We start from the raw sequence: 14081 nt of genomic DNA, 5'->3' as shown, positions 1-14081 counted from the left end.
GCGAGCACCGACAGGCTGGCGGTACGTGGACGTGCCCGGGTCGGCTAGCCCAGCAGCTCCACCTCCGAGAGCGTGATCGGCTCGCCGGACGTCCCGGTGAACTCGATCCGGATCCGGTTGAACCTCGACTCCGACTCGAGCTTGAACGGCCGGGTGGCCTGCTGCCAGGCGAACTTCTCACCCGAGCGCCGGTCGAGCACCTTCCAGTCGGTGCCGTCGTTCGAGCCCTTGACGACCCAGCCACTCGGCGAGCGGCCGTCGGCGCCGTTGGTGAGGGTGTAGAAGGAGACCGGCACCCTGGTCCCAGAGAACCGGTACTCGACCCAGCCGTCTCCCGCCACGGTCGTCTGCGTCCCGGAGTCGTTGTCCACCAGTCTCTCGCCATCGCTGCCGCTGGCCGAGACCGTGCCCTTGCCCGCACCGGACCTGTCGGCGATCGGCGTGGCCGGCTCCGAGCCTGTGGTCAGCGAGGGCGGGACGGCGCTGGGCGAGGTGCCCCAGCGCGACGGCTTCGAGCCCATGTCGAACTCGATGGTGCCGCCGTCGGCGAGCTCCTGGTGGGAGACGTACGTCTTGTCCCAGGTCTTGCCGTCGATCGTGACGCCCTGGACGTAGATGTTCTCGTTGCTGTTCTTCGGTGCCTTGATCACCAGGTCCTTGCCGCCCTCGAGGTGGAGGGTGGCCTTGGTGAACTGCGGCGAGCCGAGCACGAGGTTCTCGCTGCCCATCTGGAGCGGGTAGAGACCGAGGGCGGCGAAGAGGTACCACGCCGAGGTCTCCCCGTTGTCCTCGTCGCCGGCGTAGCCCTGCCCGATCTCGGAGCCGGTGTACATCCGGCGCAGGGTCTCACGGACGATCTCCTGCGTCTTCCAGGGCTGCCCGGTGTAGCTGTACATCCACGGGATGTGGTGGCTGACCTGATTGGAGAAGCCCCACTGCCCCATGCGTACGTCGCGGGCCTCACGGATCTCGTGGATGATGCCGCCGTAGGAGCCCGGGTACTCCCCCGTCTCCGGGGTCGCGAAGAAGGTGTCCAGCTTCTTCGCGAGCCCGCCGCGACCGCCGTAGAGGTTGGCCAGGCCCTGACCGTCCTGCGGGGTGTGGAACGCGAAGTTCCACCCGTTGGTCTCGGTGTAGTCGTGGTCGCTCCCCCAGATCAGCGGGTTGTAGTCGGCCGGCGACTTCTTGAAGGTGCCGTCGGCGTTGCGGCCCTGGAAGAAGCCCACCTTGGTGTCGAAGGTGTTGACGTAGTTGCGCGCCCGACCGAGGAAGTACTCCGACTCCTCCCGCAGCCGCTTCCGCTCGGCCGAGGAGATCCCGTCACGCTCGGCGAGCTTCGCGGCCATGTTCCCGATGCCGTAGTCGTTGATGTAGCCCTCGAGCCCCCAGGAGACGCCCTCGCTCACGGCCGCAGGTGTGTAGCCGAGGAACACCGAGGTCTGCATGCCCTTGCGGCCGACGTTGGAGTTGGTCGCGGAGCCCGGCGGCCGGACGGTGGCGTTCTTCACGGCGGCCGCGTAGGCGGCCTCGGCGTCGATCCCCTCCACTCCCTTGACGTACGCGTCGGCGAAGGAGACGTCCGAGCTGGTGCCGGTCATCAGGTTGGCGTAGCCCGGCGAGGACCAGCGCGAGATCCAGCCGTTGTCCTTGTACTGCTGCACGAAGCCGTTGACCATCTCCGCCGCCTGGCTCGGCTCCAGGAGCGAGTATGCCGCCCAGGTGGTGCGGTAGGTGTCCCAGAAACCGTTGTTCACATAGACCTTGCCGTCCTTGATCTCGGCCCCGGTGTGGGTGGGCGTCGTGCCCGGCGGGTTGGTGTCGCCGGAGGTGGACTGCACGGCGTGCTTCCAGACCGGCTCGTCCTCGGTGCCGGTGTTCTCGTGCCCCGAGTTCGGGTAGAGGAAGAGCCGGGCGAGGTTGGAGTAGACGGTCGTCTTCTGGTCCTCGGTCGCACCCTGGATGTCGAGCACGTCGAGCTTGTCCTGCCACAGCGCCTTCGCCTTCTCCTTGACCGTGTCGAAGGAGTCGTCGCCGACCTCGAGCTCGAGGTTGCGCTTGGCCTGGTCGATGCCGATCAGGCTCGTGGCGATGCGCATCGTCACGGTCCGGTCCGCGCCGGCGTCGAACGCGAGATGGCCCTGTACGTTCGGGCGCTCGCCGGTGGCGTACTTGCCGCCGCCGGTGACCGGCTGGTCGAAGGTCGCGTAGACGTACATCCGGGTCGCGCCGTTGGACAGGCCGCTGCGGGTGTCGGTGAAGCCGGTCAGCGTCCCGGCCACTGGGTCGAGGGTGAGCCCGCCGTCGTTGTTGACGTTGTCGAACACCAGCCGCGCGGAGTCGCCGGGGTAGGTGAACCGGAAGACGGCCGCGTGGTCGGTCGGTGCGATCTCGGCGCTCTGCCCGTTGTCGAAGCCGACCTTGTAGTAGTGAGGACGGGCGGTCTCGTTCTCGTGCTCGAAGGTGAGCTCACGCGCGTTGCGGCCCGGGTCGGGGATGCCCTCGGCGGCCGACGGCATCACCTGGAAGGTCTGCCGGTCACCCATCCACGGGCTGGTCTCATGGCTCAGCGTCAGCGCCTGCAGGCTGGTCCGGTTCTGAGCGTCGTTGTCCTGGTGGTAGCGGTAGAACCAGGACAACGAGCCGGCGTTGGTCATCGGCGCCCAGAAGTTGAAGCCGTGCGGGACCGCGGTCGCGGGGATGTTGTTGCCCCGCGAGAAGCTGCCGCTGGACTGGGTGCCACGCGTGGTGACGGCGTAGTCGACGCGGCTGGTCCCCTCCGGCTCCTCCGGGGACGCGGTGATCTCGATGTCGTCGTACCAGCCGCGGAACTTCGTCGGGCCGCTCGGGGCGTCGACGGCGACCAGGATCCGGTCGATCGTCCTGCCCGCGGCGACCTCGCCGATGACGGAGGTCTTCTTGTTCCACTGGTTGGTGTAGAGCGACTTCGACTCGCCCTGGCCCTGCGGGGACAGTACGTAGCCCTGCTCGTCGAGCGCGCCGAGCTCCGAGAGCAGGGTGCCGTCGGTGAAGGCCAGGTCGACCGCCGTGTAGGTGCTCGGGTAGCTCAGGTCGCCCTCGATGAACTCCGGGAAGACCAGGTAGGACAGCTCGGTCTCGTCGCCGACCGGGATATCGACGTCGAAGACGCGGTTGTAGGAGTGGCCCTTGTCGGCGGTGATCTTGCCGGCGTACTCGAAGGCGTGCACGCCGGTGAAGCCGACCTTCGACTTCGCGGCGTACGCCGAGGCCGGACCGTCGTCGGGGTGGCTGGTCATGTTCTTCAGCGGCGGCGGGGGCTCGGAGCCGTCGGAGAGCTGCCACTCGGCGAGCTGGATGATGCCGCCGCTCTGGTTGGCGGAGATGTCGATGCGGTAGTGGGAGTACGCCTGCGGTGAGGCGATCTCGAACTCACGGGTCTGGAAGCGCTCGTCCCAGGACTGGCCGGTCCGGGTGTCGACCGTCGTCCAGGTCTTGCCGTCGGTGGATCCCTGGATCACCCAGTTCTTGGGGTCACGTTCGGCGGCGTCGTTGGCCGAGGTGAGGGCGTACCTGACGACGTTGACGGGCTGGTCGAGCTCGATCTGCACCCAGCCGGTGGTCGCGAAGGTGAGCCACTTGGTGTTGATGTCGCCGTCGACGAGCTCGGCGGCCCCCTCGCCCGAGCCGGAGTTCTCTCCACTGGCGGTGACGCCGGTGATGTGCTCGGAGATGTCGCCGGGGATGCCGAAGGGGTCGGGTCCGGTGACGCCCGCGGTGCGCGGGTTGCCGTCGTCATCGGTGTCGACGAGGTCGGCCCAGCTGGGCTGCGGGCCGCCCTCCTCGAAGGAGGTCGCCCAGTCGCCGCCCTCGGCGGCCTGCTGGGGATCGGCGGTGTTGCTCCTCGGGGCCGAGGGCTCAGGTGCCTCCGGCGTCGCGAGCGCTGGTGCGGTGCCGCTCATCGCGGCCATCAGCGCCGCCGTCGCGGCGATCATCGCGGCCAGGCGGGCCCGGCCTCTCGTTCTGCGTGGTACGTCCCAACGATGCATCGGTGTGATCTCCTTCACATGGGGGCCATCCCAGATGGAACCGTGAGATGACAACGTTGTCAACGACGTTTCGGAAGGATTTACGCGTGCCTTCTGTGGATCCCTCCCGATTTGTGCCGACACACGGGAAGAATCGAGACATCGTTGTCGCGCTCGGATCGACGTCTACGCTGAGCACGTGGCATCACCCTCGTCCGAGCAGACCCGTCAGCAGCGCCGCCCGACCATGAAGGACGTCGCGGCGTCGGCCGGAGTGAGCCTGAAGACCGTCTCGCGGGTCGTCAACGGCGAGTCGAACGTCAACGACGACCTACGCGCGGCGGTGCTCGAGTCGATCGCGGCGCTCGGCTTCCGGCGCAATGCCAGCGCACGCGATCTCCGGCAAGGACGGTCGGGCACTGTCGGGCTGCTGCTCGAGGACGTAGCCGACCCGTTCTACTCGATCCTGTCCCGCGCGGTCGAGGAGGTCGCCCGGGAGCACGGGACGATGGTCTTCGCCGGATCCTCGGCCGAGGACGCTGACAGGGAGCGCGAGCTCGCTCTCGCGTTCTGCGAGCGGCGCGTCGACGGGCTGATCGTCGTGCCGGCCGGCACCAGCCACTCCTACCTCCTCCCCGAGATGCGGGCGGGCATCCCGGTGGTGTTCGTCGACCGGCCGCCCGGGGACATCGAGGCCGACATGATCCTCACCGACAACCGCGGTGGCAGCCGGCGCGGCGTGGAGCATCTGCTCTCCCACGGACATCGCCGCATCGGCTTCATCGGCGACGCGCCGGAGATCTACACCGCGGGCGAGCGCCTGCGCGGCTACCGCGAGGCGCTCGAGGCCGCCGGGATCCCCTTCTCCGAGGATCTCGTCACGCAGGCGCCGCCGTCGCCCGCGTCGACCGCCGACGCGCTGGACCGGCTGCTCGACGGACCGTCACCGGCGACGGCGCTGTTGTGCGGCAACAGCCGCACCACCGTGAGCGTGCTCCGAGAGCTCGCCCGGCGCTCCACGCGACTGGCCCTGGTCGGGTTCGACGACGTCGAGCTCGGTGATCTCCTCCAGCCGGGACTCACCGTCGTCGCCCAGGATCCCGGGGCGATGGGCGCGGCCGCCGCGCGACTCCTCTTCCAGCGCATCGCCGGCGACACCGATGGCCCACCCCAGACGGTCACCATCGGCGCCCGGCTGATCCCCCGGGGCTCCGGCGAGCTCCCGGCTCCCTGAGTCTGGGGAAATCTGCCGCGCCGGCCTGGGTTTTAAAGTCTAGTGGTCTAGTATGGTTATGTGCCTTGTCGTGACCGCTACGGATACGCGCTGACCACCAGTGACGAAGCTGCCCTGGCCTACTCCCAGGGGCTGCTCGACGTGCTTCGTCTACGGGACGGCGCCCTCGCCTCCTTCGCGGCCTCGATCGTCCTCGACCCGACATTCGCGCTCGGACACGCCGCGCTGGCACTGCTCGGCCACGAGATGTGCGCGCCCGTCGACGTCGGCGCCCGCCTGAAGCAGGCTCGGCTGCACGCCCGGCGGGCGACCGAACGCGAGCGCAGCCACGTACACGCGGTCGAGGCCCACATCGGCGGCAACCCGCGGCCGCTGATCGACCACCTGGCGGCTTTCCCGCGAGACGCGCTGCTGCTCTCGACCGCGGTGCCGACCATCGCCTTCGCCGGGGCCACCGAGGTGCCCGAGGAGGCGTGGGCGATCGTCGAACGCGCCAGGCCCGCCTACGGTGACGACTGGTGGTTCGCCGGCCTGCTCGCTTTCGTACGCCAGGAGCAGCGCCGCTTCGACGACGCGATGTCGCTCTCCTGTGCCTCGCTGGCGGTGGAGCCCGGTGCCGGCCACTCCGCCCATGCCCGCGCACACGCCCACTACGAGACCGGCGACCACGAGGCCGGTCTCACCTGGATGTCCTCGTGGGTGCTCGGCGACGGCGCACAGATCGACTCGCTCTCCCACTTCTCCTGGCACGCCGCGCTGCACGAGCTCTCGCTGGGCGACCTGGAAGCCGTACGCCGCCGCTACGAGACCCAGCTCCAGCCCGGCCATGCGCTGGGCTGCCGGGCGCTGGTCGACTCCGGCTCGTTGCTCTTCCGGTGGGCGCTCACGCCGGGTGCTCACGACGTGCCCGACATCGCCGAGGTCGTACGCGTCACCGGCCGCGAGACCATGATCCGGCCCGCCACCCCGTTCCTGGCGATGCACACCGCGGTCACGCACCTCGCCACCGGTGACGCAGGTGCGCTGGACGAGCTGAGGTCGTGGGCCGCCGGGCACGTACATCCGACCATGGCCACCGTCGTCTCACCGCTCGCCGAGGCGCTGGGGATGATGGCCCGCGACGAGAACTCGGCTGCCGCCGACCGGCTCGCCGTGCTCGCGCCGTCGATCCGCCGTCTCGGCGGCTCCGACGCGCAGCGGGAGATCATCGAAGAGGCCCGCATCGCCGCCCTGCTCCGCGCCGACCGCTGGGACGAGGCCCGGGTACTGCTCGATGCCCGTCTCGACCGCCGCCGCTCTCCGCGCGACGAGCTGTGGCGGGCACAGGCGCTCGCACGCGCCTGATTCGGCCCCGCCGAATCCTCAGTTGTGGGTGACGAAGGTCGACAATCGTCACCCACAACTCACCACTCGGTGGGCCACAACTACAGATTCGCTCCCCACAGGTGAGGATTCGGCGGGGGTGGCTCAGCTGGGAACGATCTCGCCGTCGGTGACCTCGAAGGCGACCTCTTCCAGCGCGCTCGTCGCCGGGCCCTGCGTCACCGAGCCGTCCTCGATCGAGAACCGGCTGCCGTGACACGGGCAGTCGATGGTGCCGCCGGCGACCTTCGTGACCGGGCAGCTCCGGTGGGTGCAGATCGCGGAGAAGACCTTGAACGTGCCCTCGGTCGGCTGGGTGGCCACCAAATTGCGGTCGGCGACGATCACTCCCCCGCCGACCGGGACCTCGCTGGTCGCGACCAGCGGGCCACTGCCACCTGACCCGCCGTCACCCGAGGAGCCGGTGTCGCCGTCACCGCTGCCGCATGCTGCCAGGAGAGGGACGCCGACCGCGGTCATCGCGGTGCCGGTGACGACCTTCCGCCGGGTGATTCGAGATTCACTCATGCCGCCCAGAATAGGCGCGCTCGCGACCAACGTCCCCCGCCGAGCGCAAACCTTCTGGCAAATCTCGATCTCGGGTCAGGACGCGCTGACCTTCTTCCGCGCCGCTGGTGTCTTCTTGGCAGGTGCCTTCTTGGCCGCCGTCTTCTTGGCCGGCTCCGCCTTCGCCTTCACCGGCTTGTCCGGCGGCTGCTCGGCGGCCTTGCCGTCGAGCAGCGGGGCGAGGAAGCCGCCGGTGTGGCTGCCAGGGGTCGCGGCGACGGTCTCGGGCGTGCCCTCGGCGATCACCGTGCCGCCACGGTTGCCGCCCTCCGGACCCATGTCGATGATCCAGTCGGCGGTCTTGATCACGTCGAGGTTGTGCTCGATCACCAGCACCGTGTTGCCCTTGTCGACCAGCGAGGAGAGGACACCGATGAGCTTGCGGATGTCCTCGAAGTGGAGGCCGGTGGTCGGCTCGTCGAGGACGTAGAGGGTCTTACCGGTCGAGCGCTTCTGCAGCTCGGCGGAGAGCTTGACCCGCTGGGCCTCACCGCCCGACAGGGTGGTCGCGGGCTGTCCCAGCCGCACGTAGCCCAGGCCGACCTCGACCAGGGTCTTCATGTGGCGCGCGATCGCGGGCACGGCGGCGAAGAACTCCACCGCCTCCTCGATCGGCATGTCGAGCACCTCGGCGATCGACTTGCCCTTGTAGTGGACCTCGAGCGTCTCGCGGTTGTAGCGCGCGCCGTGGCAGACCTCGCACGGGACGTAGACGTCGGGCAGGAAGTTCATCTCGATCTTGATCGTGCCGTCACCCGAGCAGGCCTCGCAGCGGCCGCCCTTGACGTTGAACGAGAACCGGCCCTGCAGGTAGCCCCGCATCTTGGCCTCCGGGGTGGAGGCGAAGAGCTTGCGGATGTGGTCGAAGACGCCGGTGTAGGTGGCCGGGTTGGACCGCGGCGTACGCCCGATCGGGGACTGGTCGACGTGGATCACCTTGTCGACGTTGTCCAGGCCGGAGATCTTGGTGTGCCGGCCCGGAACGGTGCGGGCGCGGTAGAACTCCTTGGCCAGGGCGGTGTAGAGGATGTCGTTGACGAGCGTCGACTTGCCCGAGCCGGAGACGCCGGTGACCGCGAGGAAGAGCCCCAGCGGGAAGGTGACGTCGATGTCCTTGAGGTTGTTTTCCTTGGCACCGTGGACGGTCAGCTCGCGCCCGGCGGTGCGGGGGCGGCGTACGGCCGGGACGGCGATCTCGCGGCGGCCCGCCAGGTACTGACCGGTCACCGACTGCTCGTTGGCGAGCAGCTCCTTGACCGTGCCGGAGTGGATCACCTGGCCGCCGTGCTCACCGGCGCCGGGGCCGATGTCGACGACCCAGTCGGCGACCTTGATGGTGTCCTCGTCGTGCTCGACGACGATCAGGGTGTTGCCGAGCCGCTTGAGCCGCTCGAGGGTCTCGATCAGCCGGTGGTTGTCGCGCTGGTGGAGGCCGATGGAGGGCTCGTCGAGCACGTAGAGGACGCCGACCAGGCCGGACCCGATCTGGGTCGCCAGCCGGATCCGCTGGGCCTCACCGCCGGAGAGCGATCCCGAGGGCCGCTCCAGGGAGAGATAGTCGAGGCCGACGTCGAGGAGGAAGCGCAGCCGCGCCTGGATCTCCTTGAGGACCTGCTCGGCGATCTGCCGCTCCCGGCCGCTGAGCTCGACCTGGTCGAGCCACTCCGCGGCCTCGTTGATCGGCAGCGCGCACAGCTCGGCGATGTTGAGCCCGCCCTCGCTCCGCTCCCCCAGCGTCACCGAGGTCGAGACGGGCTTGAGCCGGGTGCCCTTGCAGGTCGGGCACGGCACCTGGCGCATGTAGCCCTCGAAGCGCTCCCGGGTGGTGTCGGACTCGGCCTCCTTGTGGCGGCGCTCCACCCAGCGGCGTACGCCCTCGAACTCGGCGTCGTAGGAACGGCGGCGGCCGTAGCGGTTGACCGAGACCACGTGCACCTTGCGTCCGTGACCGTCGAGGATCGCCTTCTGGCCGGCGGCCGGGATGTCGTCCCAGGGGGTGTCCAGGTCGAAGCCGAGCTCACCGCCGAGAGCCTCCAGGAGGCGCAGGAAGTATTCGGCGACGTGGGCCTGGGACCAGGGCTGCAGCGCGCCTTCGGCAAGGGTGGCTGCCGGGTTGGGGACGACCAGCTCGGGGTCGACCTCCATCCGCGTGCCGAGGCCGGTGCAGGCCGAGCAGGCGCCGAAGGGCGAGTTGAACGAGAACGACCGCGGCTCGAGCTCGTCGGTGTCGAGCAGGTGGTCGTTGGGACACGACATCCGCTCGGAGAACTTCATCTGCTCGCCGGTGTCGACGAAGTCGAAGACGACCAGACCGCCGGCCAGCTCCAGCGCGGTCTCGACCGAGTCGGTCAGCCGCCGCTTGGAGGACTCCTTGACCGCGAGCCGGTCGATGACCACCTCGATGGTGTGCTTCTTCTGCTTCTCCAGCTTGGGCGGCGCGTCGAGCTGGTGGGTCTCGCCGTCGACCCGCACCCGGGAGTAGCCCTGCTGCTGCAGCTGGCTGAAGAGCTCGACGTACTCCCCCTTGCGGGCCCGGATCACCGGGCTCAGCACCTGGAAGCGGCGCCCCTCCTCGAGCGTGAGCACGTGGTCGACGATCTGCTGCGGCGTCTGCCGCTCGATCGGCGCACCACAGGTCGGGCAGTGCGGACGGCCCGCGCGCGCGTAGAGCAGACGCAGGTAGTCGTAGACCTCGGTGATGGTACCGACCGTCGAGCGCGGGTTCTTCGAGGTCGACTTCTGGTCGATCGACACCGCCGGGGAGAGCCCCTCGATGAAGTCGACGTCGGGCTTGTCCATCTGTCCGAGGAACTGTCGAGCGTACGCCGACAGCGACTCGACATAGCGACGCTGACCCTCCGCGAAGATGGTGTCGAACGCGAGGCTCGACTTCCCGCTTCCGGACAGGCCGGTGAACACGATCATCGAGTCCCGAGGCAGGTCGAGGGAGACATCCTTGAGGTTGTGCTCCCGGGCTCCCCGGATGATCAGCTGCTGCTCCGCCACGTTCTTTCCTCGTCCAGTGCTTATCGCATCGCGCTACTGCGTCGAACAGATGTTCGCATCATACGACGCTGGGAAGACTCCCAGACGGCACCCTCTCACGGAGCACCGACATTTTACTTCTGGTCGTGTCCGACGTGCTTGCATAGGCGTATGAGCGATGCCCCTACCACTTATACAGGCGCGGTGAAACCGGGCGGCCCGGCCGACGTACGCGAGCTCGGCCGGCTGACCGTCACGAAGGTCGCCGTCGACGCGCAGATGTCCAACAACTGCTATCTGCTGCGCTGCCGAACCACCGGCGAGCAGCTTCTCGTCGACGCCGCTGCCGAGCCGGAGACCCTGCTCCCCCTCATCGGCGGCGAGCTGGCCACCGTGGTCACGACGCACCAGCACTGGGACCACCACCGAGCCCTGGCCGACGTGACCGCCGCAACCGGCGCCGCCACGCTCGCCGGCGAGCCCGATGCCGCCGCGATCACCGAGGCCACCGGCGTACCCATCTCTCGCCCGCTCTCCCACGGAGACACGGTCGCCGTCGGCGACTGCACCCTCGAGGTCATCGCGCTGCGTGGGCACACGCCCGGGTCGGTCGCTCTCGTCTACCGCGACCCCGAGGGCACGCCCCACCTGTGGACCGGCGACAGCCTCTTCCCGGGCGGCGTCGGAAACACGCAGCAGGATCCCGTACGTTTCACCCAGCTGCTCGACGATGTCGAGGAGCGCGTCTTCGGCACCCTCCCCGACGAGACCTGGTTCTATCCCGGCCACGGCGACGACTCCACGCTCGGCGCCGAGCGTCCCCATCTGGCCGAGTGGCGCGAACGGGGATGGTGACTACGGCTCCGTAGTCGGGGTCGCGGTCTCCGTCGGCGTCGGATCCGTGGTCGGCTCGGCCGACTCGGTCGGCTCGGCGGTCGGCTCCGGTTCCGTCGTGAGCGTGGGCCTGGAGGTGGGAGTCGAGCCGCTGGTCTCGGCGGGCTCCTCCGGCTCACGCGACGCCGTCGGCCGGTCCGGGTCGCCGACCGTGGAGGGGTCGGTCTCCCCCGGTTCGTACGTCGAATCGTCACGATCGTCCGCCGCGCCGTGCGGACGCGCCGAATAACCGTCGGAGGGCTCCTCCGACGGCTTCGATCCGGGCGGCGGCAGCGGATCCACGTCGGGATAGACGTTCCCGACGTCCTCGTAACCCGTGACCGGGTCACGATCGGGTCGCTCAGCCTGCGCCAAGCCGGCGATCAGGACGACCACCCCGAGACCGGTGATGACCCCGCCGGTCAGGATGCCTGCCACGGCGACCTGCTTGCTCTGCAACTCGACTCCCTGTACCCGCCCCGCGCATGGTGTGGCGCACAGCGTAGGGCAGCGATGCCTCGAGCGTTACCCACCCGGGGGCATCGCGGCACCGCTCCCCGGGAGCCCGGGTCACTCGCTGGGGGTCTCGCTCGGCGACTCGCTGGGCTCGCTCGGCGACTCGGTCGGCTCGCTCGGCGACTCGCTGGGGTCGCTCGGCGACTCGCTGGGGTCGCTGGGGCTCTCGCTCGGCGACTCGCTGGGCTCGCTCGGTGACTCGGTCGGCCTGCCCGTCGGCCTCGGCTCCGACGGCACCTGAGTGGGTCGCGCCGGGAGCGGCGGCATGTAGCCGTCTGCCGACTCTTCAACCGACCGCGGGCTCGCCGGGACCGGCTCAGCCACCTCGGGAACCTCGCTCCCGGGACCCATCTGGCTGGGAGGACCAGCCTGCGACGGCGTCGAGGACGACTTCGACTTCTCCAGCGGTGCCACCGGTGAGATCAGGCTGACCCCGGACTCGTCCGTGGCGTAGTGATGACCTGGCTCTTCAGCTCCGGCGTTGCCGACGATCAGGCCACCAATCCCGATGCTCGTCATGGCCAGCCCCGTTGCCATTCCAGCCAAGGCGATCTGCTTGCGATGCAACACGATTCCCCCGTGATACCAACGACTCGACAAGTTCTCTGGTCGTGCACAGTAGACCTACAAAGATCGAAACTGTGCGACCACTATCGGGGTGTCGGGCCTCGCTGGCAAGTCCTTGTCATCTATCGTTCGACCGATATAACCCCTGGTAGGAGGTCTGTTCGCCCGGCGCGAACGCCCCGTTCGACCCTCGTGTGCAGCGCTAGTGTGTTGCCATGGGCGAAGTGATCAGGTTTCCCGGCCATCCGCTGCCGGACCACGACAAACCGGCGCCGCTGTGGCGTGAGGCCGCCGGCCAGGTGATCCGCGAGGAGCGGTCCCGCCAGGAGCGCACCCTCGCCGACGTCGCCGGCGATGCCGGTGTCTCGACGCAGTATCTCTCCGAGATCGAGCGCGGCCGCAAGGAGCCGAGTTCCGAGGTGCTCGAGGCGGTCGGGGGCGCCCTGGGCCTCGGCCTCGTCGACCTCACCGAGCGGGTCACCCGCACGTTGCGCGCGGGCGCCCGCCCGTCCGGCCCGATGGCTCTCGCCGCTTGAGCGGGCTGGCCAGGTAGACCCAGGTCGACCCAGGTCACACCGAAGCGAGCTTGCGGCTCTCCAGCACTGCGTCCACCAAGCCGTACGTCACCGCTTCTGTCGCGCCGAGGACGAGGTCGCGCTCGGTGTCGGCGTGGATCTGGTCGGTGTCGTGGCCGGTGTGGCGCGCCAGCAGCGCGTCCATCTCGGCCCGCACCCGGCCGATCTCCTTCGCCGCGACCTGCAGGTCGGTGACATCGCCCCGCTGACCGTCCTGGCCCGGCTGCTGCAGCACGACCCGCGCGTGCGGGAGGATCGTACGCCGCCCCGGCTCCCCCGCGGCCAGCAGCACGGCCGCCGAGCCCGCCGCCTGACCCACGCAGGTGGTCGCCACCGGCGAGCGCAGGAACTGCATCGTGTCGTAGATGCCCAGCATCGCGGTGGGATCACCGCCGGGAGAGTTGAGATAGAGCTCGATCTGCCTGTCGGGCGCGTCCGACTCCAGGTGGATCAGCTGCGCGATGACCACGTTGGCGACCCCGTCGTCGATCGGCGTACCGAGGTAGACGATCCGGTCCGAGAGCAGGCGACTGTAGACATCGAGCGCCCGCTCGCCACGTGGGGTCTTCTCGATGACGGAAGGAATCGTGTACGAGCTCATCGGGCCACCTCCGTAGCGCAAGCGCCAGAATACGGACACGGCCCGATGAAAGATCCAATGTTCGCTCGCTGACGCTCGCTCATCGGGCACCCCCGGCCGCGGAGAGACCGAAGGCGGCGCTGCGCTGCTGTACCGGCGTCACCGACTGCACGTCGTTGAGCACCTCGTCCACGAACCCGTACTCGCGCGCCTCCTCGGCGGTGAACCACCGGTCGCGCAGCGAGTCCTGGTCGATCTGCTCGACGCTCTGACCGGTGTGCTCGGCGGTGATCCGGAGCATCTGCTCGGTCATCCGCGCCAGCCGCGCGGCCTGCACCTCGATGTCGGCCGCCGAGCCGCCGATCCCCGCCGACCCCTTGTGCAGCAGCACCTCGGTGTGCGGCAGGACGTAGCGTTTGCCCGGGGTGCCGGCGGTGAGCAGGAACTGCCCCATGCTGGCCGCCATCCCCATCCCCAGCGTGGAGACGTCGTTGGGGATCAGGTGCATCACGTCGTAGATCGCCATCCCGGCCGTCACCGAGCCCCCTGGCGAGTTGATGTAGAGGGAGATGTCGCGGTGCGGATCCTCGGCGCTGAGCAGGAGCAGCTGCGCGCAGATCCGGTTCGCGATCGCGTCGTCCACCTCCTGGCCGAGCACGATGATCCTCTGGTTCTGCAGTCGTGCCGTGAGCTGCTCGTCGAGCGGCCCGGCCGCCACTGGTGTCTGAGTCATGTCATCGACTCTGACCGACTCCCCGGCCGCGTACCAGCGAATCTGCCGCAGGCAGATCTGCCCACAGCAGAACACCAGCGACCCG

11 protein-coding genes are annotated in these 14081 nt (G+C 69.1%); 5 read left to right on the top strand and 6 right to left on the bottom strand.

Annotation, left to right across the window (positions count from 1 at the left end):
* Nucleotides 1-44: 44 nt before the first annotated feature.
* Nucleotides 45-3971, bottom strand: coding sequence for a GH92 family glycosyl hydrolase (locus ACW14X_RS26365; RefSeq protein WP_457163863.1), 3927 nt, complete (start codon nt 3969-3971; stop codon nt 45-47).
* Nucleotides 3972-4203: 232 nt separating this feature from the next.
* Here ACW14X_RS26365 and ACW14X_RS26360 point away from each other — a divergent pair, with 232 nt between their 5' ends.
* A complete protein-coding gene (locus tag ACW14X_RS26360) occupies nt 4204-5238 on the top strand; it encodes a LacI family DNA-binding transcriptional regulator (protein WP_457163862.1) in 1035 nt (344 codons plus the stop codon).
* Nucleotides 5239-5298: 60 nt separating this feature from the next.
* Nucleotides 5299-6582 (top strand): pyridine nucleotide-disulfide oxidoreductase, encoded by a 1284-nt coding sequence (locus tag ACW14X_RS26355; RefSeq protein WP_350840499.1) that lies wholly within the window; start codon nt 5299-5301, stop codon nt 6580-6582.
* 123 nt (nt 6583-6705) lie between these two features.
* On the opposite strand, the gene ACW14X_RS26350 is transcribed toward ACW14X_RS26355, so the two are convergent.
* Nucleotides 6706-7128, bottom strand: a complete 423-nt coding sequence (locus ACW14X_RS26350; RefSeq protein ID WP_160022577.1) for a Rieske (2Fe-2S) protein — start codon at nt 7126-7128, stop codon at nt 6706-6708.
* A gap of 75 nt (nt 7129-7203) precedes the next feature.
* Nucleotides 7204-10173, bottom strand: a complete 2970-nt coding sequence (gene uvrA, locus ACW14X_RS26345) for an excinuclease ABC subunit UvrA (RefSeq protein WP_457163861.1) — start codon at nt 10171-10173, stop codon at nt 7204-7206.
* A 150-nt stretch (nt 10174-10323) separates the two neighbouring features.
* Here uvrA and ACW14X_RS26340 point away from each other — a divergent pair, with 150 nt between their 5' ends.
* On the top strand, nt 10324-11007 hold the full coding sequence (locus ACW14X_RS26340; protein ID WP_457163860.1) for an MBL fold metallo-hydrolase: 684 nt from the start codon (nt 10324-10326) through the stop codon (nt 11005-11007).
* On the opposite strand, the gene ACW14X_RS26335 is transcribed toward ACW14X_RS26340, so the two are convergent.
* Entirely contained in the window at nt 11008-11484 is a 477-nt protein-coding gene (locus ACW14X_RS26335) for a hypothetical protein (RefSeq protein WP_160022572.1), read from the bottom strand.
* A gap of 31 nt (nt 11485-11515) precedes the next feature.
* Between ACW14X_RS26335 and ACW14X_RS26330 the strand changes: the two genes are divergently transcribed.
* Nucleotides 11516-11782, top strand: coding sequence for a hypothetical protein (locus ACW14X_RS26330; RefSeq protein ID WP_160022570.1), 267 nt, complete (start codon nt 11516-11518; stop codon nt 11780-11782).
* Nucleotides 11783-12323: 541 nt separating this feature from the next.
* On the top strand, nt 12324-12644 hold the full coding sequence (locus ACW14X_RS26325) for a helix-turn-helix domain-containing protein (protein ID WP_350714745.1): 321 nt from the start codon (nt 12324-12326) through the stop codon (nt 12642-12644).
* A 34-nt stretch (nt 12645-12678) separates the two neighbouring features.
* On the opposite strand, the gene ACW14X_RS26320 is transcribed toward ACW14X_RS26325, so the two are convergent.
* A complete protein-coding gene (locus tag ACW14X_RS26320; protein ID WP_160022566.1) occupies nt 12679-13284 on the bottom strand; it encodes a ClpP family protease in 606 nt (201 codons plus the stop codon).
* A 79-nt stretch (nt 13285-13363) separates the two neighbouring features.
* Entirely contained in the window at nt 13364-13996 is a 633-nt protein-coding gene (locus ACW14X_RS26315) for a ClpP family protease (RefSeq protein WP_160022564.1), read from the bottom strand.
* Nucleotides 13997-14081: the final 85 nt, after the last annotated feature.

It is taken from the genome of Nocardioides sp. YJ-D4 (assembly GCF_054031495.1).
Note: the sequence above shows the minus strand (reverse complement) of the source record. Positions and strands in the feature narration are given on the sequence as shown.

Bases quoted from the DNA above. Each gene is read 5' to 3' on its own strand.
- ACW14X_RS26365 (WP_457163863.1), bottom strand. From the start codon at position 3,971: ATGATCGCCGCGACGGCGGCGCTGATGGCCGCGATGAGCGGCACCGCA.
- ACW14X_RS26350 (WP_160022577.1), bottom strand. From the start codon at position 7,128: ATGAGTGAATCTCGAATCACCCGGCGGAAGGTCGTCACCGGCACCGCG.
- ACW14X_RS26340 (WP_457163860.1), top strand. From the start codon at position 10,324: ATGAGCGATGCCCCTACCACTTATACAGGCGCGGTGAAACCGGGCGGC.
- ACW14X_RS26325 (WP_350714745.1), top strand. From the start codon at position 12,324: ATGGGCGAAGTGATCAGGTTTCCCGGCCATCCGCTGCCGGACCACGAC.
- ACW14X_RS26320 (WP_160022566.1), bottom strand. From the start codon at position 13,284: ATGAGCTCGTACACGATTCCTTCCGTCATCGAGAAGACCCCACGTGGC.
- ACW14X_RS26315 (WP_160022564.1), bottom strand. From the start codon at position 13,996: ATGACTCAGACACCAGTGGCGGCCGGGCCGCTCGACGAGCAGCTCACG.